The organism is Streptomyces sp. NPDC046215 (genome assembly GCF_040646215.1).
Classification (GTDB): Bacteria; Actinomycetota; Actinomycetes; order Streptomycetales; family Streptomycetaceae; genus Streptomyces; species Streptomyces stramineus.
The window spans coordinates 11,321-30,992 of record NZ_JBEYZW010000025.1; the positions used below are offsets into that span (position 1 = coordinate 11,321).

The window sequence follows — 19,672 nt, forward strand, 5'->3', positions numbered from 1 at the left end:
GATGACAGAGGGGGAGGCCGTCCGGGTACCCGCGCCGTGGTACCCCTCGCAGGTCGTGACGACCAGGAGGCCTCCGCAGATGACAGCCCACCGCATCCCCCTTTCCGACCTCGAGCGCGGCACGCCCTTCGAGCGCCGCCACATAGGTCCTGACGGCGGGGCGCAGGCGAAGATGCTCGCCCAGGTCGGCTTCGGGTCGCTCGACGAGCTCACCGCCGCCGCCGTGCCGGATGTGATCAAGAGCGCCGAGGCGCTGGACCTGCCCGAGGCCCGCAGCGAGGCCGAGGTCCTGGCCGAACTCCGCTCGCTGGCCGCCCGCAACGCCGTGCTGACCCCGATGATCGGCCTCGGCTACCACGGCACGTTCACCCCGCCGGTGATCCTGCGCAACGTCATGGAGAACCCCGCCTGGTACACGGCCTACACGCCCTACCAGCCCGAGATCTCCCAGGGCCGGCTGGAGGCCCTCCTCAACTTCCAGACCGTCGTCGCCGACCTCACCGGGCTGCCCACCTCCGGCGCCTCCCTGCTCGACGAGGGGACCGCGGCCGCCGAGGCCATGTCGCTCGCCCGCCGCGTCGGCAAGGTCAAGAACGGCGTCTTCCTCGTGGACGCCGACACCCTGCCGCAGACCGTGGCGGTCATCGAGACCCGCGCCGAGCCCACCGGCGTCGAGGTCGTCGTCGCCGACCTCACCGGGGGCATCCCCGAGGAGATCGCCGAGCGCGGCGTCTTCGGCGTCCTGCTCCAGTACCCCGGTGCCTCCGGTGCCGTGCGGGACCTGCGCCCGGTCATCGAGCGCGCCCACGAGCTCGGCGCGATCGTCACCGTCGCCGCCGACCTGCTCGCCCTGACCCTGCTCACCTCGCCCGGCGAGCTGGGTGCCGACATCGCCGTCGGCACCACCCAGCGGTTCGGCGTGCCCATGGGCTTCGGCGGTCCGCACGCCGGCTTCATGGCCGTGCGCGAGCAGTTCGCCCGCAGCCTCCCCGGCCGCCTCGTCGGTGTCTCCGTCGACGCCGACGGCAACCAGGCCTACCGGCTGGCCCTGCAGACCCGCGAGCAGCACATCCGCCGCGAGAAGGCCACCAGCAACATCTGCACCGCCCAGGTCCTGCTCGCCGTCATGGCCGGCATGTACGCGGTCTACCACGGCCCGGACGGCCTCGCGGCCATCGCCCGGCGCACGCACCGCTACGCCACCGTGCTCGCCGAGGGGCTGCGCGCCGCCGGCGCCGAGGTCGTGCACGGCGCGTACTTCGACACCCTGACCGTACGCGTGCCCGGCCGGGCGGCCGAGGTCGTCGCCGCGGCCCGGCAGCGCGGCGTCAACCTCCGCCTGACCGACGCCGACCACGTCGGCATCGCCTGCGACGAGACCACCACGCGCGCCGACCTGGCCGCCGTGTGGGCCGCCTTCGGGGCCGGCGACGCCGACATCGAGGCGCTCGACGCCCGCACCGAGGACGCCCTCCCGCAGGGTCTGCTGCGCGGCGACGCGTACCTCACCCACCCCGTCTTCCACGAGCACCGCTCCGAGACCGCGATGCTGCGCTACCTGCGCCGCCTCGCCGACCGGGACTACGCCCTGGACCGCGGCATGATCCCGCTCGGCTCCTGCACCATGAAGCTGAACGCGACCACCGAGATGGAGCCGGTCACCTGGCCGGAGTTCGGCGCGCTGCACCCCTTCGTGCCCGTCGAGCAGGCCGGCGGCTACCTCACGCTCATCACGGAGCTGGAGGAGCGCCTCGCGGAGGTCACCGGCTACGACAAGGTGTCCATCCAGCCGAACGCGGGCTCCCAGGGCGAGCTCGCCGGCTTGCTGGCCGTGCGGGCCTACCACCGCGCCAACGGCGACGAGCAGCGCACCGTCTGCCTCATCCCCTCCTCTGCGCACGGCACCAACGCCGCCAGCGCCGTGATGGCCGGGATGAAGGTCGTCGTCGTCAAGACCGGTGAGGACGGCGAGGTCGACGCGGCCGACCTGCGGGCCAAGATCGAGCAGTACCGCGACGAGCTGTCCGTCCTGATGGTCACCTACCCCTCCACCCACGGGGTGTTCGAGGAGCACATCAGCGAGATCTGCGGGCTCGTCCACGACGTGGGCGGCCAGGTGTACGTGGACGGGGCGAACCTCAACGCCCTGGTGGGCCTCGCCAAGCCCGGCCACTTCGGCGGCGACGTCTCGCACCTGAACCTGCACAAGACCTTCTGCATCCCGCACGGCGGCGGCGGCCCGGGCGTCGGCCCGGTCGGGGTCCGCGCCCACCTGGCGCCGTACCTGCCCAACCACCCGCTGCAGCCCACCGCCGGGCCCGAGACCGGTGTCGGCCCCATCTCGGCCGCCCCCTGGGGTTCGGCGGGCATCCTGCCGATCTCCTGGGCCTACGTGCGGCTCATGGGCGGCGAGGGGCTCAAGCGGGCCACGCAGGTCGCCGTGCTCGGCGCCAACTACATCGCCAAGCGCCTGGAGCCCCACTACCCGGTGCTCTACACCGGCCCGGGCGGCCTCGTCGCGCACGAGTGCATCGTGGATCTGCGGCCGCTGACCAAGGCGACCGGCGTGAGCGTGGACGACGTCGCCAAGCGCCTGATCGACTACGGCTTCCACGCGCCCACCATGTCCTTCCCGGTGGCCGGGACGCTGATGATCGAGCCGACGGAGAGCGAGGACCTCGCCGAGCTGGACCGGTTCTGCGAGGCGATGATCGCGATCCGCGCCGAGATCGAGAAGGTCGGCTCGGGCGAGTGGGCGAAGGACGACAACCCGCTGCGCAACGCCCCCCACACCGCCGGCTCGGTGACCGGCGCGTGGGACCACCCCTACACCCGCGAGGAGGCCGCCTTCCCGGCCGGGGTGTCCGCCGACAAGTACTGGCCGCCGGTGCGCCGCGTCGACGGTGCGTTCGGTGACCGCAACCTCGTCTGCTCCTGCCCTCCGATGGAGGAGTACGAAGGCTGAGGGGCTCAACGAGCCTGAGGGACCCCGGGGCTGACGGCCCGGGGCACAGATCGGGGCCGGTTCGGCGAGTGCGCCGGGCCGGCCCCCTTGTGCGTGGTGCGACGAGATGTGGTGCGTCAAGCTGTGGTGCGTCGAGCTTCCGTGCGAACTGCGGGATCAGGCAGCTGTCACCACGTGGTCGGTGTCCAGCGGCCGGTGCGGTGCGATGATCTGCCCGTCCGGCAGCAGCTCACCGGTGTCCTCGAAGAACAGGACGCCGTTGCACAGCAGGCTCCAGCCCTGCTCCGGGAAGTGCGCCACAAGGTGGGCGGCCTCCCGGTCGGTGGAGTCGGCTGACGGGCACGTGGGCTGGTGCTGGCACATGGGCGGGTTCTTTCGCTGTGATGTGGAGACTGTCCTGCGGCTCGATGCGGTCATGCCGCCCCCCGTTGGCGAATCGGTTGGTCGATACCAGTGTTGCCCTACGGGCGTCATTCCGCAGGGATTTCCCGGCAGCGCTCCTCACTGGGTGAGGACGCGTCACCCGTGCGGGCGGTTGCTCCCAACAGGACTGTCCTGCCGGGTGGTTAGGAATGGTCCCGGCGGACTAGTCCGAGAGGGTGAGGAGGGGGCACGTATGTGCGCCCCGCGGCGCCGGGCCGCGGGGCGGAGACGGGGAGTGCGTCGCTCAGGCGGGCGTCTTGAGCAGCGGGGGCGGGGCCAGCCGGAGGGTGAGGACGGGCAGCAGCTCGGTGAAGCGGTGCGGCCGGTAGGCGGCGATGCCCGGCGGCGCGGGGGCGAGCGGCACCAGGAGGTCCCCGGGGGTGGGCAGGGCCGACGAGGCGTCGGCCGTGATGTCGCCGTGGAGCCAGAGGGTGAGCATGTACAGCTCCGGGACCGACAGCAGCCGGGGCTGGTACGGCGTGGCCATGGCCTCGGCCTGGCGCAGCGCCCGCTCGGTGGAGGCGAGGTAGGGGCCCTCGAAGAAGTGGGAGAACACCCAGCCGTCGGGCGCCGGTGCCGTCTCGGCCGCGGCCACCACGCGCTCGGCCCCCCGGATCAGGAACCGCCAGCCGGTGAGCCGGGTGCGGGGTGTGGCGCCGCGGTGGCTGGCCTGGTCCAGCACGTGTACGGGCAGCGGGAGTTCGGGGGTCAGCGGCCCCGGCGCGGACTTCAGGGACGGGGTGCGGGCCTCGCGGACGGCGGTGGGGGAGCCGAGCGCGGTGACGACGCTGAGCAGGGCGGGCGCGGGGGCAGGGGGGACATGCAGCGGCATGGTGGGTCGCCTCTCACTTCGGAGACACGTGGTGCTGGCAGGGTGCGGACGGCGCTGTCGGCTTGCGGGGTCAGAGGGGGGCCGGGGACCGAACCGACTTGCCGCGGCCAGGGCGCCTGCTCTCTGCCTCGTTCCCGGAGTTTATACGACACGTGTTCACATGGTGTTTCGGCTAGCTGTCGTGAGTATTTCCGGCAAGGGGATATCAGGGCGCCGTGCCGGGGTGATTTCGGTGATTCTGTGCCGGATTCGCGCGTGCCACCTCGGGTTATTCCCCGGGCACGGTAGGCTGAATCTCGCCCGTGTTTATTGCCAGCGTCGTGCGCAAAAACGGAGTTTCGTGCCATGCCGACGGAATGTGCCGTCGCGCGCGTAGCGGAGAGCCTACTGGGTATGCGGCGGCCGCGGGGCGTTATCGATCACATCGGCTGGGCATCATCGACCGTGACATGGGCGGCCGACAGCCGCGGGCGACCCACATGAGGAGGGACGCTGCGATGGGTGAGAAGGTCGGGGCCGAGGGGTTCGACCTGGCCGACCGGCAGCGCCACCGGGACAAGCTCCATCAGTGCCTGGATGTGTTGGCGAGGCTCTTGGCGGAGAAGCGGTTCGACCGCCCGAGGAATCTCATGGGCCTGGAGATCGAGCTGAATCTCGCGGGGGCCGATGGGATGCCGAGCATGGTGAACAGCGAAGTGCTGAATCGTATCGCCAGTGGGGATTTCCAAACCGAACTGGGCCGGTTCAACCTTGAAGTGAACATTGTGCCGCACCGGCTCTCCGGGCGGGTCTTCGATCAGCTCGCGGAAGAGCTGCGCACGGGGCTGTCCTATGCCGACCGCAAGGCCCGGGAAGTCGATTCCGGCATCGTGATGATCGGTATTCTGCCGACGCTGGACGACCGGCATCTGGTCTCCGCGAATCTCTCCGAGGCCGATCGCTACACGCTGCTCAACGAGCAGGTACTGGCCGCCCGCGGCGAGCATTTCACGATCGATATCGAGGGTGTCGAGCGGCTGACCTGCACCGCGGCGTCGATCGCCCCCGAATCGGCCTGTACGTCCGTGCAATTGCATCTCCAGGTCACTCCGGGGCGTTTCGCAGCCGTGTGGAATGCCGCGCAGTGCGTCGCGGCCGCGCAGATCGCCGTCGGCGCCAACTCCCCGTTCCTCTTCGGCCGGGAGCTGTGGCGCGAGTCCCGGCCGCCGCTGTTCGTCCAGTCCACCGACACCCGCCCGCCCGAGCTGACGGCGCAGGGCGTCCGGCCGCGCACCTGGTTCGGCGAACGCTGGGTGGAGTCGGCGTACGACCTCTTCGAGGAGAACCTCCGGTACTTCCCGCCGCTGCTCCCCATCTCCGACGAGGAGGACCCGATGCGGGTCCTGGACGCCGGCGGGGTGCCCATGCTGCACGAACTCACGCTCCACAACGGCACCGTCTACCGGTGGAACCGCCCCGTCTACGGCATCGCCGACGGGATACCGCACCTGCGCGTGGAGAACCGCGTCCTGCCCGCCGGCCCCACCATCACCGACGTCCTGGCCAACGCCGCCTTCTACTACGGGCTGGTCAGGGCCCTGGCGGAGGAACCACGGCCGCTGTGGACCCGGCTGCCCTTCGCCGTCGCCGAGGAGAACTTCGACGCCGCCTGCCGGCACGGCATCGACGCGTGGCTGCGCTGGCCGAAGGCCGGCCGCAACGGTGCCCTGGCGCGGGTGCCGGCCGTCCGGCTCGTTCTGGACGAGCTGCTGCCGCTGGCGGCGGCCGGGCTGGACGCCTGGGGCGTCGAGCCCGCCGACCGGGACCGGTACCTCGGCGTCATCGAGGGGCGCTGTGCGCGGCGGACGAACGGCGCCTCCTGGCAGGCCGCCACCTACCACCGGGCGCTGGAGCAGGGGCTGGACCGGGACAAGGCACTGGCCGCCACCACACGCCGCTACAGCGAACTGATGCGGACCGGTGAGCCGGTGCACACCTGGCCGGCCGGTCCCGCCGGCTGACGGACACTGCCGCACCCCCTGCCGCGGGCGCGCCGGGCCGTCGGGCAAGCTGTGACGACGGTCCCGCGGCCCCGCGCGGACCCGGGGAAACCTCCTCTCCACCCGGCCGGAGCGCCGGAGCCGGAGAGGGCGGGCGGAAGTGGAGGCGGTTGTGCGGCGACACGCGGGCGAGGGCGACACCCTGCCCGGGGCCCGGCCGGGCCCGCAGGGCGGCGCGGCGGCGGGGCGGCGCACGCTCCGCGACGAGCTGCTGCTCGTGCTGGCGCTCTCGGTCGGCGCCAGTGCCGTCTCGGCGCTGATCAGCTTCGTCGGCTCGGTCACCCGGCCCGGCGGGCTGAAGGACCAGGCCGCCCACCTCAACGCCTCGCAGGCCCCCGGACGGCCGTGGCTGGACCTGTCCTGGCAGGTCTTCGGCATCGCGACCGCGCTCGTGCCCGTCCTGCTCGTGATCCATCTGCTGCTGCGCGAGGGGTCGGGACCCAGGGCCATCGGCTTCGACCGGGCGCGTCCCGGCTTCGACCTCGCGTGGGGCACGGCCGTCGCGGCGGCCGTCGGCGGCACCGGGCTGGCCTTCTACCTCGGGGTCCGGGCGGCCGGCTTCAATCTCACGGTGGTGCCGGAGTCGCTGCCGGACGTGTGGTGGAAGCTGCCGGTGCTGATCGCCTCGGCCGTGCAGAACGCGGTGCTGGAGGAGGTCGTGGTCGTCGGCTACCTGCTGCGCAGGCTCGGGCAGCTGGGCTGGACGCCGGCGGCCGCCCTGGCGGCGAGCGCCGCGCTGCGCGGCTCGTACCACCTGTACCAGGGGATCGGCGGGCTCGTCGGCAACATGGTGATGGGCGTGGTGTTCGTCCTGCTCTACCGGCGCTGGGGGCGGGTCGGGCCGCTGGTCGCCGCGCACGCGCTGATCGACATCGTGGCCTTCGCCGGCTACGCGCTGCTCGCGGGCCGGGTGGGCTGGCTGCCCACGGCCTGATCCCGCCCCCGGCCGGGCCTACGCCAGCAGTTCGCCCTCGATGACGGTGACGGCGTCGCCGGTCAGCAGGGTGCGGTCGCCGCGCAGGGCGGTCCGTACGACGCCGGTGCGGGCGGAGCCCTGGAGCCCCGTCAGCTCGTCGCGCCCCAGGCGGGCGGACCAGAAGGGGGCCAGCGCGGTGTGGGCGCTGCCCGTCACCGGGTCCTCGTCGATGCCGACGTTGGGGAAGAAGCCGCGCGAGACGAAGTCGTAGCCGCGGGCGGGGTCCTCGGCTCGGGCGGTGACGATGACGCCGCGGCCGGAGTGGCGGGCCAGGGCCGGGGTGTCAGGGGTCAGTTCCCGCACGGTCCGCTCGTCGGCCAGCTCCACCAGGAGGTCGCCGGTGTGCGGGCCGGTGTCGTACGTGCTGAGCGGCTCGGCGCCGAGCGCGGCGGCGACGCCCTCGGGGACGGCGGCCGGGGTCAGCGGCGCGGTCGGGAAGTCCAGGGTGATGGAGCCGTCCTCGTGCGCGGTCGCGGTGAGGACGCCGCAGCGCGCGGTGAAGCGGACGGTGCCGGTGGCGGCGCCCGTGGTGTGCAGGACGTGCGCGGTGGCGAGGGTGGCGTGCCCGCACATGTCGACCTCGGTGGCCGGGGTGAACCAGCGCAGGGCCCAGTCGGCCGCGCCGCCGGCGGGCAGCGGGTGCGCGAACGCGGTCTCGGAGAGGTTGACTTCGGCAGCGATCCGCTGGAGCCGCGCGTCGTCGGGGAACCCGGAGTCGGGGAGCAGGACGACCCCCGCCGGGTTGCCGGCGAAGGGGCGGTCGGTGAAGGCGTCGACGATTCGAATCCGCATGCCCGGACCGTAGGGAGCCGGTGCTGCCGCAGGCCAGGGCCAATCCTCGAAAGCTGGACCGGAAGTGTTGTCGTTCGAAAGTTTCCGATATATCGTTGAAACATCGCGAACTATACGCGACTGATCAACGAATGTGGTCACGAGCACGATCGACGAGGAGGATCACCATGTGGCGTTCTCATGGACACGGACACCCCGGGGCGCACCCCGGGCACCCGCACCACGGCCCCGGCCCGCACGGCCCGGGTGAATTCGAGGGCCGGCGCGCCGCGTTCGGGCCCTTCGGTCCCGGGTTCGGCGGCCCGCCCTTCGGTGGTCCCCCCTTCGGCGGTCCGCCCTTCGGCGGGCGGCCCGGGAGGCGCGGCGGCCCCGGCGGCCGGGCCCGCCGCGGCGATGTCCGCGCGTCGATCCTGGCCCTGCTCCAGGACCGGCCGATGCACGGCTACGAGATGATCCAGGAAATCGCCGAGCGCTCCGGCGGGGCCTGGAAGCCGAGCCCGGGATCGGTCTACCCCACCCTGCAAATGCTGGAGGACGAAGGTCTGATCGTGAGTGAGAGCGAGGGCGGCAAGAAGCTGTTCACGCTCACCGACGCGGGCCGGACCGAGGCCGAGGCCGGGGAGCGGACGCCCTGGGAGGCGGTCGGCCGCGGTGTCGACTGGGAGTCGGTGCAGGAGACCCGCCAGGCGGGCTTCGCCCTGATGGAAGCCTTCGGGCAGGTCTGGAAGACCGGCAGCGAGGAGCAGCGGAAGAAGGCGCTGGACGTCATCAACGAGTCGCGCAAGAAGCTGTACCTGATCCTCGCCGACGAGGGCTAGGGCACCGGGCGGGCCCGGCACGGGGATCGCTCCGAGGATTTTCCCTCGGGGCGATCCCCGATGCGTTTCCCCCCTCGTCATCCTCAAGGAGGAGAGCCCGGCCGCTCGCGCCCAACCCTCGTCGGAGGCGCGAATGGTCCGCGTCGGGGATGTTTTATGGGCATGTGGCTGATGGGGTGAGAAGGTGCAAAGCCGTACACGTGAGACAGAGCCGGCCGGCACCGTCCGCGCGAGCCGCCTCAGCGCCGAGCTGGCCGCCGCGGCGGCGGGCGCCCGCCGCCGCGCCGTCCGCGACGGCGAGCGGCAGGCCGACACCGCCCATCTCCTGCACGCCCTCCTCGAAGCGGACCCCGAGGCGTGCCGCGTCCTGGCGGAGGGAGACGCCGGGCAGGTCGGGCGGCTGCTGGGCTACCTCGTGCAGCGCACCATCGGCTACGGGCTGCGCTGGAGCGGGTCCGTGGAGGACTCCGGAGCGCTGTCGCGGCTCCCCTGCGACGAGGTGCCGGGCTGGTCGCCTGCCGCGACCGCGGCCATGGCCGGCGCGCTGGCCCGCGCCCGGGCCCGGGGGACCGGACCGGCGACGGGGACCGACCTGCTCGCCGCCCTCGCCCGCGACTCCCGCTGCCGGGCGGCCGAGGTGCTGGGCCGGGCCGGGGTCGACACGGGACGCGTCACCGCCCGGCTGGACGCCGTCTCACGCCATGAGCAACAGGGGTGACGGTCCTGTCGTCGACTGCCATGATGATCCGATGCACGCGTCTGAGCAGTCTCGGGGGAGGAGCGTCGGCCTGGGCCTGGCCCTGGTGTCCGCGCTCGCGTTCGGTGGATCGGGGGTCGCGGCCAAGCCGCTGATCCTCGCGGGTCTGGACCCGCTCCACGTCGTATGGCTGCGGGTGGCCGGGGCCGCGCTGGTCCTGCTGCCCGTCGCCTGGCGCCACCGCGCCCTGGTGACGAGGCGGCCGGCGCTGCTCGCCGGCTTCGGCCTGCTGGCCGTCGCGGGCGTCCAGGCGTGCTACTTCGCCGCGATCTCCCGGATCCCCGTCGGCGTCGCCCTGCTCGTGGAGTACCTCGCCCCCGCCCTGGTGCTCGGCTGGGTGCGCTTCGTCCAGCGGCGCCCGGTGAGCCGGGCCGCGGCCGTGGGCGTCGTCCTCGCCGTCGGCGGGCTCGCGTGCGTCGTGGAGGTGTGGTCCGGGCTGAGCTTCGACGCGGTGGGCCTGCTGCTGGCCCTCGGCGCGGCCTGTTGCCAGGTCGGTTACTTCGTCCTGTCCGACCACGGCAGCGACGGCGACGAGCCCGCCGACCCGGTCGGGGTGATCGCCTACGGCCTCCTCATCGGCGCCCTCGTCCTGACCGCCGTCGCCCGCCCCTGGTCCATGGACTGGTCCCTGCTCGCCGGCAGCGCCGACATGAACGGGACGAGCGTCCCCGCCGCGCTGCTGCTCGCCTGGATCGTGCTGGTGGCGACCGTGGTCGCCTACCTCACCGGAGTGATCTCCGTGCGCCGGCTCTCGCCGCAGGTCGCCGGGGTCGTCGCCTGCCTGGAGGCGGTCATCGCCACGGTGCTGGCCTGGGTGCTGCTGGGCGAGACCCTCTCCGCGCCGCAGGTCGTGGGCGGCGCCGTGGTGCTGCTGGGCGCCTTCATCGCCCAGAGCTCTACGCCCAAGCCGGCCGCCGAGGGCCCCGTGGCCCGGGGCGAGGGGCTGCCCGCGGCGGAGGAGGAGACGGTGCCCGCGGGGCGTCCGTAGGAAGGCCGCGGCCGGGGAGGCCCGGGGTCAGACCCGTGCCTTCCCGGCTTCCTTCCCCGCCGTCTTCGGCCGTGCCGCCCCGCGCAGCCGGATCCGGCTCACCGATGGGCCCTTGCTCTGGGTGAGGGCCGCGCCGATCAGCACGATCACCGCCCCCACCGGGGTGTTCCACGTCAGCTCCTCGCCGAGGACGGCGACGCCCGCGACGGTCGCGATGACGGGCAGGAAGTACGTCGTCAGGGTCGCGGTGGTCGGCCCCACCTCGGCGACCAGGCCGTACTGCAGCAGGAACGCCAGGCCCGTGCCCAGGGCGCCGAGCGCGAGGACGGCCAGCAGCGGCACGGCGGGGAAGGAGGTGGGCAGGGGGCTGAAGAGCGGGGCGACGACGGCGAGCTGGACGGTGCCCAGGAGCAGTTGGGCGCCCGACATCGACAGGTGGGAGTCGCCCGTCGAGGCGAGGGTGCGCCGCACGTAGATCCAGCCGACCGCGTAGCTGGCGGAGGCCACGAGGGCCATCACGGTGCCCGCCGGGTCCTGGCCGGCGAAGCCGCGCCAGGCGCCGAGGACGGTGAGGACGCCGAGGAAGCCGATGCCCAGGCCGGCGAACCGGCGCCGGGTCGGCCGGTCGTCCGAGAGGGCGACGAGCGAGAGCACCATGCCCCACAGCGGGGTGGTGGCGTTGCAGATGCCCGCCAGGGTGGAGGGGATGCGCAGCTCGGCGTAGGCGAAGAGCGTGAAGGGGAGGGAGTTGAGCAGGAAGGCGGCGACGACGAGGTGCCCCCAGGTGCGGGCCGCCCGCGGCAGGCGCTGCCGCTTGACGGCCAGCGTGGCCAGGAGCACCACGGTGCCGAACAGCATGCGGCCGAGGGAGACGTACAGCGGTGCGAAGCCGTCGGTGCCCAGCTTGATGAAGAGGAAGCTGCACCCCCAGATGAGGGTGAGCACACCGAAGCGGATCCTCCAGTCGAGGGCGGGGCGCCCTCGCTGGCCGGGGGGTGCCGAGGCGGTGCCGGAGGGTATCGAGGGCGGAGAGGCCGGGGTGCTCGTGGTGCGCATGAGCATAACCATGACGTGATCTCAAACCTTAGAACAAGCAAATAAAAATGCGCACTATCGCGTAGTGTTGCTTACATGTTGAACCTGGACCGCCTGCGGACCCTTAACGCCGTCGCCCGCCACGGCTCCGTCAGCGGCGCGGCGGACGGCCTCCACGTGACCACCTCCGCCGTCTCCCAGCAGCTCGCCAAGCTGGAGCGGGAGACCGGCCAGCAGCTGCTCGCGAAGCACGGCCGCGGCGTGCGCCTCACCGACGCCGGCCGGCTCCTCGCCGACCACGCCTCGCGCATCCTCTCCCAGGTGGAGCTCGCCCAGGCCGACCTGGAGGCCCAGCGCGGCCAGGCCGTCGGCGAGCTGCTGCTCGGCGCCTTCCCCACCGCGGCCCGCGGCCTCTTCCCCGCCGCCCTCGCCGAGCTGCGCGACGTCCACCCGCAACTGCGCGCCCGGCTGGAGGAAATGGAACCGGACGACGCCGTACCGCGCGTCGTCCGCGGCGACATCGACGTCGCCATCGTCCTCGACTGGTACAACAAGCCCCTGCCGATGCCCGACGGGCTGGCCAAAGCCCCCATCCTCGACGACCCCGCCGATGTGGCCGTCCCCGTCGGCCACCCCCTCGCCGGCCGGGCGGAAGTGGACCTGGAGGACTTCGCCGACGACGAATGGGTCTCCTGGCCCCGGGGCGAGTTCTGCCACGACTGGCTGATGCTCACCCTGCGCGGCAAGGGCATCGAGCCCCGCATCTCCCACATGGCCGAGGAGCACCACACCCAGCTCGCCCTGATCGCCGCCGGCCTCGGGGTCGCCGTCGCCCCGCGCCTGGGCCGCGGAGCGGTGCCGGAAGGGGTGCGGATCCTGCCCGTACGCCACTCGATACGCCGCCACGTCTACGCCATCTGGCGCGCGGACGCCGACCGGCGGCCGTCGATCAGGGCGGCGGTCGACGCGCTGCGCAAGGCCGGGGAGTCGCTCACCGGCTGACTCCGGAAGCGGCGGCCACCACCCCTCAGGCACGGGCCAGCTTGCGGAAGTCCCACGAGGCCACCGCTTCCGGGGTCAGCCGCAGCCAGGCGTGCCGGCCGTCGTGCGGCATGGCGGGCAGGCCGAAGTACTTGGCGGCGAACAGCGCCTCCGGACCGTCGAGCTCGGGGCAGGGGGCACCCGTGCGCGGCGCCTCCCCGACGAAGACGGCCGTGCCGGACAGCTCGGCCCCGCGCAGCTCCCCGTACTCCCGGCCGTCGTCGACCACCACCGCGACGCGGGCGTCCCGCCGCAGCTCGGCCCACCGCCGGCTGCGGACGATCGAGTACAGCCACAGCGCCCCGCCCTCCCAGACGAACCACAGCGCGCCCACGTGCGGGCGGCCGTCCCGGCCGACCGTCGCCACCCGGCAGGTGCGCTGCCCGGTGAGGAAGGCGTCCAGCTCCGCCGCCGTCATCATGATCCGGCGGCCCCGCCGCTGGGTGGCGACCATCCCCGCACCTCCCGGTACCTGACTGAGTATCAGAAAGCATGCGCCCCGCTTCCCCCGCGCGCAATGCCCCGCTACCCTCACGCGGCCCCGCCCGCACCCGCCGGGCCCGCACGCGACGAGGGAACCACCATGGCGCCGACGCCCCGCGCAGCCGCACCGGCCACCCCACCGCTCGAACCGCTCGACCCCGCCACGACCGTCCTGCTGACCGTCGAGTGCCAGCGCGGTGTCGTCGGCCCCGACAGCGCCCTGCCCGAACTCGCCGCGGCCGCGCGCACCTCCGGGGCCCTCGCCGCCGTCGCCCGGCTGGTCGCCGGCGCCCACACCGCCGGTGTCCAGGTCGTGCACGCCGTCGCCGAGCGCCGCCCGGACGGCCGGGGAGCGAGCCGCAACGCCCGCCTCTTCCGCGCCGCCGAGCGACTGCCCGTCCAGCAGCTCGCCGGCACCACGGCCGTGCGCGTGGCCGAACCGGTCCCCGTCGGCGACGGCGACCTCGTGGTGCGGCGGCTGCACGGCCTCTCGCCCCTCGCCGGCACCGGCCTGGACGCCCTGCTGCGCAACCTCGGCTGCCGCACCCTGATCGTCACCGGCGTCTCCGCGAACATCGCGATACCCAACGCCGTCTTCGACGCCGTCAACCTCGGCTACACCGCCGTCGTCCCGGCCGACGCGATCGCCGGGGTCCCCGCGGACTACACCGCGGCGATGATCCGCCACACCCTCGCGCTCGTCGCCACCGTCACCACGGCCGACGCCGTCCTGCGTGCCTGGCGGCCCCCGCGCCGGGCACGGTGACGGGCCCGGCGCGCCGTGCGGCGCCGGAGGCGGGCCCCCGGCGCCACGGGCCCGCCCCCGGCGCCGCGGGCGCGCTCAGCCCAGGCGGACGGTCCCCCCTTCGACGGTGACGCGCTCCTCGGGCAGCGGCCGCTGCGCCGGACCCGCCTGCACGCTGCCGTCCGCCACGCTGAACCTGCTCCCGTGACAGGGGCAGTTGACGGTGCCGCCGGAGACCTCCTTCACCAGGCAGCCCGTGTGGGTGCAGACCGCCGAGAAGGCTTTGAACTCACCCTCCGACGGCTGCGTCACCACCACCTTCCGGTCCGCGAAGACCTTTCCCCCGCCCTTCGGGATGTCCGCGGCCGAGGCCAGCACCCCTTCCCCGGCTTCCCCGGCGTTCGGCGGCCTCTCGGACCCGGGGGTCCGCTGCCGCGGCGGCGTGGCGGCGTCCTCCCCGCCGTCCCCGCCGTTCGAGCCGCAGGCGGCGAGCGCCGCGGCCAGCCCGGTGACCCCGGCGGCCGCGACGACGGTGCGGCGGCTCGTACCCGCCCGGACCGGTGACGTGTGTGCCATGTGCGCTCCTCTGGCCTTACTGGTGGGCTTGCTGGTTCACATGAGACATACGGCTCCGGCGGCGCCGGCGTTCAGCGGCCCGGCGCGCTTTCCGGCGAAACCCCCGCGGGCGGCGGCGGGGAACGGCCCGGCCCGCCGTGGCCGTGCGGCGCCCGCGACCCCAGTAGCCTGGGGCAATGCTCCCCGAAGTCACCGCCACCCGCTATGTCACGCCCTTGCGTGAGGGTGGCTCGCTCCCCGGCATCGTCGAGGCCGACGATCTCGGCACCTACGTCATGAAGTTCACCGGCGCCGGCCAGGGCCGCAAGACCCTCGTCGCCGAGGTCATCTGCGGCCGCCTGGGCAGCGCCCTGGGGCTGCGCGTCCCCGACCTGGCGCGGATCCAGCTCGACCCGGTCATCGGCCGGGGCGAGCCCGACCAGGAGGTGCAGGGGCTCCTGAAGGCCAGCGGCGGGCTCAACCTCGCCATGGACTTCCTGCCCGGCGCCCTCGGCTTCGACCCGCTCGCCTTCGAGGTCGGCGCGGCGGAGGCCGGGCGCGTGATCTGGTTCGACGCGCTCATCAACAACGTCGACCGCTCCTGGCGCAACCCCAACCTCCTGGTGTGGCACGGACAGATGTGGCTCATCGACCACGGTGCCACCATGATCTGGCACCACAACTGGCCGGCCGCCGGCGCCGCGGCTGCCAAGCCCTACGACGCCTCCGACCACGTCCTGGCGACCTTCGCCCCGGACATCGCCGCGGCCGCGGCCGCCCTCGCCCCGCGCGTCACCGAGGAACTGCTCACCGAGGTCGCCGCGGACGTCCCCGACGAGTGGCTCGCGGACGAGCCGGGCTTTGAGAGCCCGGACGCCCTGCGCCGCGCGTACGTGGAGGTACTGCTGGAGCGCGCGGCGAGTGTCGGCGAGCGGATCACGCTCGGCGAGCGCAGCAAGGACAAGCCCTCGCAGGCCCCGGAGTGGGTCCGTGTCAGGCTCGACGGAAGGGCCGGAAAGTGACCGGGCGCCACAACGGACGCGATGTCTTCGAGTACGCGCTGCTGCGGGTCGTCCCGCGCGTCGAGCGCGGCGAACTGATCAATGCCGGAGTCGTCGTCTACTGCCAGGCGCGCTCCTACGTCGCCGCGCGCGTCCACCTGGACGAGGCCCGGCTGCTGGCGCTCGACCCGGCGGCGGACGTCGCTGGGGTACGGGCCGCGCTGGGCGCCGTCGAAGGCGTCTGCCTCGGCGGGGACCGGGCCGGTCAGGCCGCCCGCGACGACGCCGGGCGGCGCTTCCGCTGGCTGATCGCGCCCCGCAGCACGGTCGTCCAGCCCGGGCCGGTGCACAGCGGGCTGACCGCGGACCCGGAGCGGGAGTCGGAGCGGCTGCTGGAGCTGCTCGTGCGGTGAGGCCGGGCGGGGCGCGGGAGAGCCCGGGAGAGCGTTGACAGCAGGTGGCCGGGCTTCTAGCGTCAGCTCTGCTCACGCTACTAAGCGGTTGCTCACCCACGGATCCGGGTCGGTGAGCCGCCGTGTCCTGTTGTCCGAAGCGAGGAGAACCCGCATGTCCACCACCGAGCAGCGCGTCGCCGTCGTCACGGGCGCCGCCCGTGGCATCGGCGCCGCCACCGCCGTCCGCCTGGCCGAGGAGGGGCACGCGGTCGCCGTCCTCGACCTCGACGCGGCGGCCTGCGCGGACACCGTGGAGAAGATCACGGCAGCGGGCGGCAAGGCCCTCGCCGTCGCCTGTGACGTCTCCGACTCCGCCCAGGTGGACGCGGCCGTCGCCCGGATCGCCACCGAGCTCGGCGCGCCCGTGATCCTCGTCAACAACGCGGGCGTGCTCCGGGACAACCTGCTGTTCAAGATGAGCGACAGCGACTGGGACACCGTCTTGAACGTGCACCTGCGCGGGGCGTTCCTGATGTCGCGCGCCTGCCAGAAGCACATGGTCGACGCCGGCTTCGGCCGGATCGTGAACCTCTCCAGCAGCTCCGCGCTCGGCAACCGCGGCCAGGCCAACTACGCCGCCGCCAAGGCCGGCATGCAGGGCCTGACCAAGACCCTGGCCAAGGAGCTCGGCAAGTTCGGCATCACCGCCAACTCCGTCGCCCCCGGCTTCATCGCCACCGACATGACCGCGGCCACCGCCGCCCGCGTCGGCATGGGCTTCGAGGACTTCAAGACCGCGGCGGCGAGCCAGATCCCCGTACAGCGCGTCGGGGAGCCCGCCGACATCGCCCACGCCGTCGCCTTCTTCACCGGCGAGCAGGCCGGCTTCGTCTCGGGCCAGGTCCTGTACGTGGCCGGCGGACCGCTCAACTGACCGGGGGCACGGACATGACCGCACAGGAACTCTCCGGCAAGGTCGCCCTCGTCACGGGCGCCAGCCGCGGCATCGGCTACGGCATCGCCGAGACGCTGGTGGCCCGCGGCGACCGCGTCGTGATCACCGGGCGCAACAAGGACTCCCTCGAACAGGCCGTGCAGGCCCTCGGCGCCGACCGGGTGATCGGCGTGGCGGGCAGGGCGCACGACGAGGCGCACCAGGAGGCCGCCGTCGCGCGCGCGATGGAGGCGTTCGGGCGCGTCGACTTCCTCGTCAACAACGCCGGTACCAACCCGGTGTTCGGCCCGATGGCCGAGGTCGACCTCGCCGTCGCCCGCAAGGTCTTCGAGACCAACGTCATCTCGGCGCTCGGCTTCGCCCAGCAGACGTGGAAGGCGTGGCAGAAGGACAACGGCGGGGCGATCGTCAACATCGCCTCCATCGCGGGCGTCACCGCCGCCCCCTTCGTCGGCGCGTACGGGATGAGCAAGGCCGCCATGGTCAACCTCACCCTGCAGCTGGCCCAGGAGATGGCACCGGGCGTCCGGGTCAACTCCGTGGCCCCGGCCGTGGTGAAGACCAAGTTCGCCGCGGCCCTCTACGAAGGGCGCGAGGAGGAGGTCGTGGCCTCCTACCCGCTCGGGCGGCTGGGGACGGCGGAGGACATCGGGGGAGTCGCCGCCTTCCTGCTCTCCGACGCCGCCGCGTGGGTCACCGGCCAGAACCTCGTCGTGGACGGCGGGCTCTTCCTCAACGCCGGGTTCTGACCGGCCGCACGCCCCCGGGCCGCGCGTCCCCGGCCCGAGGGGTCTCGCGTCAGGCGTTGTCAGTGGTCGCCGGTAGGTTCTCGGGTGAGAGCTGATCGAACCCCGGAGGTTGTCGACGTGACCGTCACCGACTTGCTGCCCGCGTCCTGGCGCGGTGTCCTCGGCGAAGAGCTGGAGAAGCCCTACTTCAAGGAGCTCATGGACTTCGTCGAGCAAGAGCGGGCGAAGGCGCCGGTGTACCCGCCGCGCGGCGAGGTCTTCGCCGCCCTGGAGGCGACCCCTTACGACCAGGTGAAGGTCCTCATCCTGGGCCAGGACCCCTACCACGGGGCGGGCCAGGGCCACGGGCTGTGCTTCTCGGTCCGGCCCGGGGTGCGGACGCCTCCCTCCCTGCGGAACATCTACCGGGAGATGAGCGAGGAGCTCGGCCACGACGTGCCGGACAACGGCTTCCTCATGCCGTGGGCCGAGCAGGGCGTCCTGCTGCTCAACGCCGTGCTGACGGTCCGCGGCGGGGAGCCCAACTCCCACAAGGGCAAGGGCTGGGAGAAATTCACCGACGCGGTCATCCGCGCCGTCGCCTCCCGGCCGGACCCGGCCGTCTTCGTGCTCTGGGGCAACTACGCGCAGAAGAAGCTGCCGCTGATCGACGAGGAGCGGCACAGCGTCGTCAAGGGCGCCCACCCCTCACCGCTGTCGGCGAAGAAGTTCTTCGGCAGCCGCCCCTTCACGCAGATCAACGAGGCGATCGCCGCCCAGGGGCACCAGCCGATCGACTGGCGCATCCCCAGCCTCGCGGTCTGAGCACGCCGCCCGCGCGGGCCGGCCGGTCAGTGTCCGTAGACCTGGCCGCAGATGCGGTTGGCGTCGCTGTTCGGCTGCCACTGGCCGTAGGTACGGCCCGCCGCGCAGACGCCGTTGCCCGAGCGGGGCGCCGGCGCCGGGGCGGGGGCCTCGCGGCGGGGCTCCCGGGCGGGCTCGGGGTCGGCCTGCCGCTGGGACGCCGGGGGCGGCGGTGGCTCGTACCGGGGAAGCGGCTCGCCGCGGGAAGGATCCGAGCGGCGCGGGGACGCCTCCCCGCGCTCCCTCCGCCAGGACGGGCCCGCCGAGCCCGGGCGGGGGCTGCGGACGTCCGGGTGCGGGCTGCGGACGTCCGGCGGGCCGCCGGGCCGCGAGGGGTCCGTCCGGTGTCCGCGGAACGAGGGCAGCGAAGCGTCGGCGCGGTACGGCCCGTCCGTGGCCGGCAGACCCGGGGGCGTGCCGGAGGGCCGGCCCTCGCGCGCATGCCGGGAAGGATCCTCCAACAGGTCGTCCGAGCCGTCCGGGCCCGTGTAGACCAGGGCCTCCCGTGCGGGGCCCTGCGCGATGCCCGGCGCCGCCGGGCGTGAGCGGCCGGGCGGAGCGTCGGGCGCGGCGTGCGGGGAGACGGAGACGCAGCCGACGGCTGTCGCCATCGCCACCGCCGCCAGGGCCGCCGCTGCGGGCATGCGATACATTCGCTCAACTCTGCCGCCCCGGCGGCCGGGTTGGGAATTCCCCGCACGGGTGACGCGCCGGAGCCCGGCGCGTCAGGCGCCGGTGGCGCCGTCTATCCGCTCACGGACGAGGTCGGCGTGGCCGTTGTGGCGCGCGTACTCCTCGATCATGTGGACGTAGATCCACCGCAGGTCGTACATCTTGCCGTGGTGGGACGGCCGCAGGCCGATGTCGTCCAGCGTGCGGCCCCGGGCCGCCTCGCGGGCCGCGGCGATCTCCGCCTGCCAGGTGGCGTGGGCCTCCTCCCAGGTGTCCCCTTCACCGACGCGGAAGTCCCCGTCGAGGTCGTCGTCGCTGTAGTAGATCGGCTCGGCGTCCTCCCCGGCGAGCACGCGCCGGAACCAGTTGCGCTCGACCTCGGCCATGTGCCGGACGAGCCCGAGCAGGCTGATCGACGACGGCGGCACCGACGCCTCGCGCAACTGGGCGTCGCTCAGCCCCTCACACTTCAGGGCCAGGGTGCTCCGGTGGAAGTCGAGCCAGCTTTCCAGGCCGGTGCGCTCGTCGGAGATGGTGGGCGGCACGGGCCGCTCGGATGTCGACATGGCGACCATCCTGGCGTTCCGCCCCACCTCCCGCCACGGGTT

21 protein-coding genes are annotated in these 19,672 nt (G+C 73.4%); 13 read left to right on the top strand and 8 right to left on the bottom strand.

What is annotated here, in order from left to right; translation table 11 throughout:
- The first annotated feature begins 79 nt into the window (after positions 1–79).
- Positions 80–2,965, top strand: coding sequence for an aminomethyl-transferring glycine dehydrogenase (gene gcvP / locus ABZ951_RS13730; protein WP_344090364.1), 2,886 nt, complete (start codon positions 80–82; stop codon positions 2,963–2,965).
- Between the two features lie 156 nt (positions 2,966–3,121).
- Here the strand turns inward: gcvP and ABZ951_RS13735 are convergent, their stop codons facing one another.
- Both ABZ951_RS13735 and ABZ951_RS13740 read right to left on the bottom strand, forming a co-directional pair.
- Positions 3,122–3,328, bottom strand: coding sequence for a DUF5999 family protein (locus ABZ951_RS13735; RefSeq protein ID WP_344090366.1), 207 nt, complete (start codon positions 3,326–3,328; stop codon positions 3,122–3,124).
- Between the two features lie 304 nt (positions 3,329–3,632).
- Entirely contained in the window at positions 3,633–4,220 is a 588-nt protein-coding gene (locus ABZ951_RS13740) for a hypothetical protein (RefSeq protein ID WP_344090368.1), read from the bottom strand.
- A gap of 497 nt (positions 4,221–4,717) precedes the next feature.
- Here ABZ951_RS13740 and ABZ951_RS13745 point away from each other — a divergent pair, with 497 nt between their 5' ends.
- Positions 4,718–6,220 carry a glutamate--cysteine ligase gene (locus ABZ951_RS13745; RefSeq protein WP_344090370.1) on the top strand — a complete coding sequence of 501 codons (1,503 nt, stop codon included), beginning with the start codon at positions 4,718–4,720 and terminating at the stop codon, positions 6,218–6,220.
- 181 nt (positions 6,221–6,401) lie between these two features.
- Positions 6,402–7,193: a CPBP family intramembrane glutamic endopeptidase gene (locus tag ABZ951_RS13750; protein ID WP_344090492.1), complete on the top strand. Its 792-nt coding sequence runs from the start codon at positions 6,402–6,404 to the stop codon at positions 7,191–7,193.
- 18 nt (positions 7,194–7,211) lie between these two features.
- Here the strand turns inward: ABZ951_RS13750 and ABZ951_RS13755 are convergent, their stop codons facing one another.
- Complete coding sequence (locus tag ABZ951_RS13755) at positions 7,212–8,027, bottom strand: PhzF family phenazine biosynthesis protein (protein ID WP_344090372.1); 816 nt, start codon at positions 8,025–8,027, stop codon at positions 7,212–7,214.
- 167 nt (positions 8,028–8,194) lie between these two features.
- Between ABZ951_RS13755 and ABZ951_RS13760 the strand changes: the two genes are divergently transcribed.
- The 3 genes from ABZ951_RS13760 to ABZ951_RS13770 all read left to right on the top strand — a co-directional run bounded on the left by ABZ951_RS13760 (position 8,195) and on the right by ABZ951_RS13770 (position 10,590).
- Positions 8,195–8,845, top strand: a complete 651-nt coding sequence (locus tag ABZ951_RS13760; protein WP_344090374.1) for a PadR family transcriptional regulator — start codon at positions 8,195–8,197, stop codon at positions 8,843–8,845.
- Between the two features lie 184 nt (positions 8,846–9,029).
- Positions 9,030–9,563, top strand: coding sequence for a Clp protease N-terminal domain-containing protein (locus ABZ951_RS13765; RefSeq protein ID WP_361279873.1), 534 nt, complete (start codon positions 9,030–9,032; stop codon positions 9,561–9,563).
- Positions 9,564–9,594: 31 nt separating this feature from the next.
- Entirely contained in the window at positions 9,595–10,590 is a 996-nt protein-coding gene (locus tag ABZ951_RS13770; RefSeq protein ID WP_344090378.1) for an EamA family transporter, read from the top strand.
- Between the two features lie 27 nt (positions 10,591–10,617).
- Here ABZ951_RS13770 and ABZ951_RS13775 read toward each other — a convergent pair whose 3' ends face one another.
- Entirely contained in the window at positions 10,618–11,646 is a 1,029-nt protein-coding gene (locus ABZ951_RS13775; protein WP_344090380.1) for a DMT family transporter, read from the bottom strand.
- 75 nt (positions 11,647–11,721) lie between these two features.
- On the opposite strand from ABZ951_RS13775, the gene ABZ951_RS13780 reads away from it, so the two are divergent.
- Positions 11,722–12,627 carry a LysR family transcriptional regulator gene (locus tag ABZ951_RS13780; protein WP_344090383.1) on the top strand — a complete coding sequence of 302 codons (906 nt, stop codon included), beginning with the start codon at positions 11,722–11,724 and terminating at the stop codon, positions 12,625–12,627.
- Between the two features lie 25 nt (positions 12,628–12,652).
- On the opposite strand, the gene ABZ951_RS13785 is transcribed toward ABZ951_RS13780, so the two are convergent.
- Positions 12,653–13,120 (bottom strand): pyridoxamine 5'-phosphate oxidase family protein, encoded by a 468-nt coding sequence (locus ABZ951_RS13785; protein WP_344090385.1) that lies wholly within the window; start codon positions 13,118–13,120, stop codon positions 12,653–12,655.
- 129 nt (positions 13,121–13,249) lie between these two features.
- Here ABZ951_RS13785 and ABZ951_RS13790 point away from each other — a divergent pair, with 129 nt between their 5' ends.
- The gene (locus tag ABZ951_RS13790; RefSeq protein ID WP_361279877.1) at positions 13,250–13,915 is read left to right on the top strand and encodes an isochorismatase family protein; all 666 of its coding nucleotides are present in this window, start codon (positions 13,250–13,252) and stop codon (positions 13,913–13,915) included.
- A 75-nt stretch (positions 13,916–13,990) separates the two neighbouring features.
- On the opposite strand, the gene ABZ951_RS13795 is transcribed toward ABZ951_RS13790, so the two are convergent.
- Positions 13,991–14,470 carry a Rieske (2Fe-2S) protein gene (locus ABZ951_RS13795; protein ID WP_344090392.1) on the bottom strand — a complete coding sequence of 160 codons (480 nt, stop codon included), beginning with the start codon at positions 14,468–14,470 and terminating at the stop codon, positions 13,991–13,993.
- 176 nt (positions 14,471–14,646) lie between these two features.
- Between ABZ951_RS13795 and ABZ951_RS13800 the strand changes: the two genes are divergently transcribed.
- The 5 genes from ABZ951_RS13800 to ABZ951_RS13820 all read left to right on the top strand — a co-directional run bounded on the left by ABZ951_RS13800 (position 14,647) and on the right by ABZ951_RS13820 (position 18,353).
- Positions 14,647–15,471, top strand: a complete 825-nt coding sequence (locus ABZ951_RS13800) for a HipA family kinase (protein ID WP_344090394.1) — start codon at positions 14,647–14,649, stop codon at positions 15,469–15,471.
- A complete protein-coding gene (locus ABZ951_RS13805) occupies positions 15,468–15,863 on the top strand; it encodes a DUF3037 domain-containing protein (RefSeq protein ID WP_344090397.1) in 396 nt (131 codons plus the stop codon). The genes ABZ951_RS13800 and ABZ951_RS13805 overlap by 4 nt, the downstream gene beginning before the upstream one ends.
- 154 nt (positions 15,864–16,017) lie before the next feature.
- A complete protein-coding gene (gene fabG / locus ABZ951_RS13810) occupies positions 16,018–16,779 on the top strand; it encodes a 3-oxoacyl-ACP reductase FabG (RefSeq protein ID WP_344090399.1) in 762 nt (253 codons plus the stop codon).
- 14 nt (positions 16,780–16,793) lie between these two features.
- Entirely contained in the window at positions 16,794–17,549 is a 756-nt protein-coding gene (locus ABZ951_RS13815; RefSeq protein ID WP_344090401.1) for an SDR family oxidoreductase, read from the top strand.
- Positions 17,550–17,666: 117 nt separating this feature from the next.
- A complete protein-coding gene (locus ABZ951_RS13820) occupies positions 17,667–18,353 on the top strand; it encodes a uracil-DNA glycosylase (protein ID WP_344090403.1) in 687 nt (228 codons plus the stop codon).
- A gap of 26 nt (positions 18,354–18,379) precedes the next feature.
- On the opposite strand, the gene ABZ951_RS13825 is transcribed toward ABZ951_RS13820, so the two are convergent.
- Positions 18,380–19,045, bottom strand: a complete 666-nt coding sequence (locus ABZ951_RS13825; protein ID WP_344090405.1) for a hypothetical protein — start codon at positions 19,043–19,045, stop codon at positions 18,380–18,382.
- A gap of 72 nt (positions 19,046–19,117) precedes the next feature.
- Positions 19,118–19,630, bottom strand: a complete 513-nt coding sequence (locus tag ABZ951_RS13830; protein ID WP_344090407.1) for a DinB family protein — start codon at positions 19,628–19,630, stop codon at positions 19,118–19,120.
- Positions 19,631–19,672: the final 42 nt, after the last annotated feature.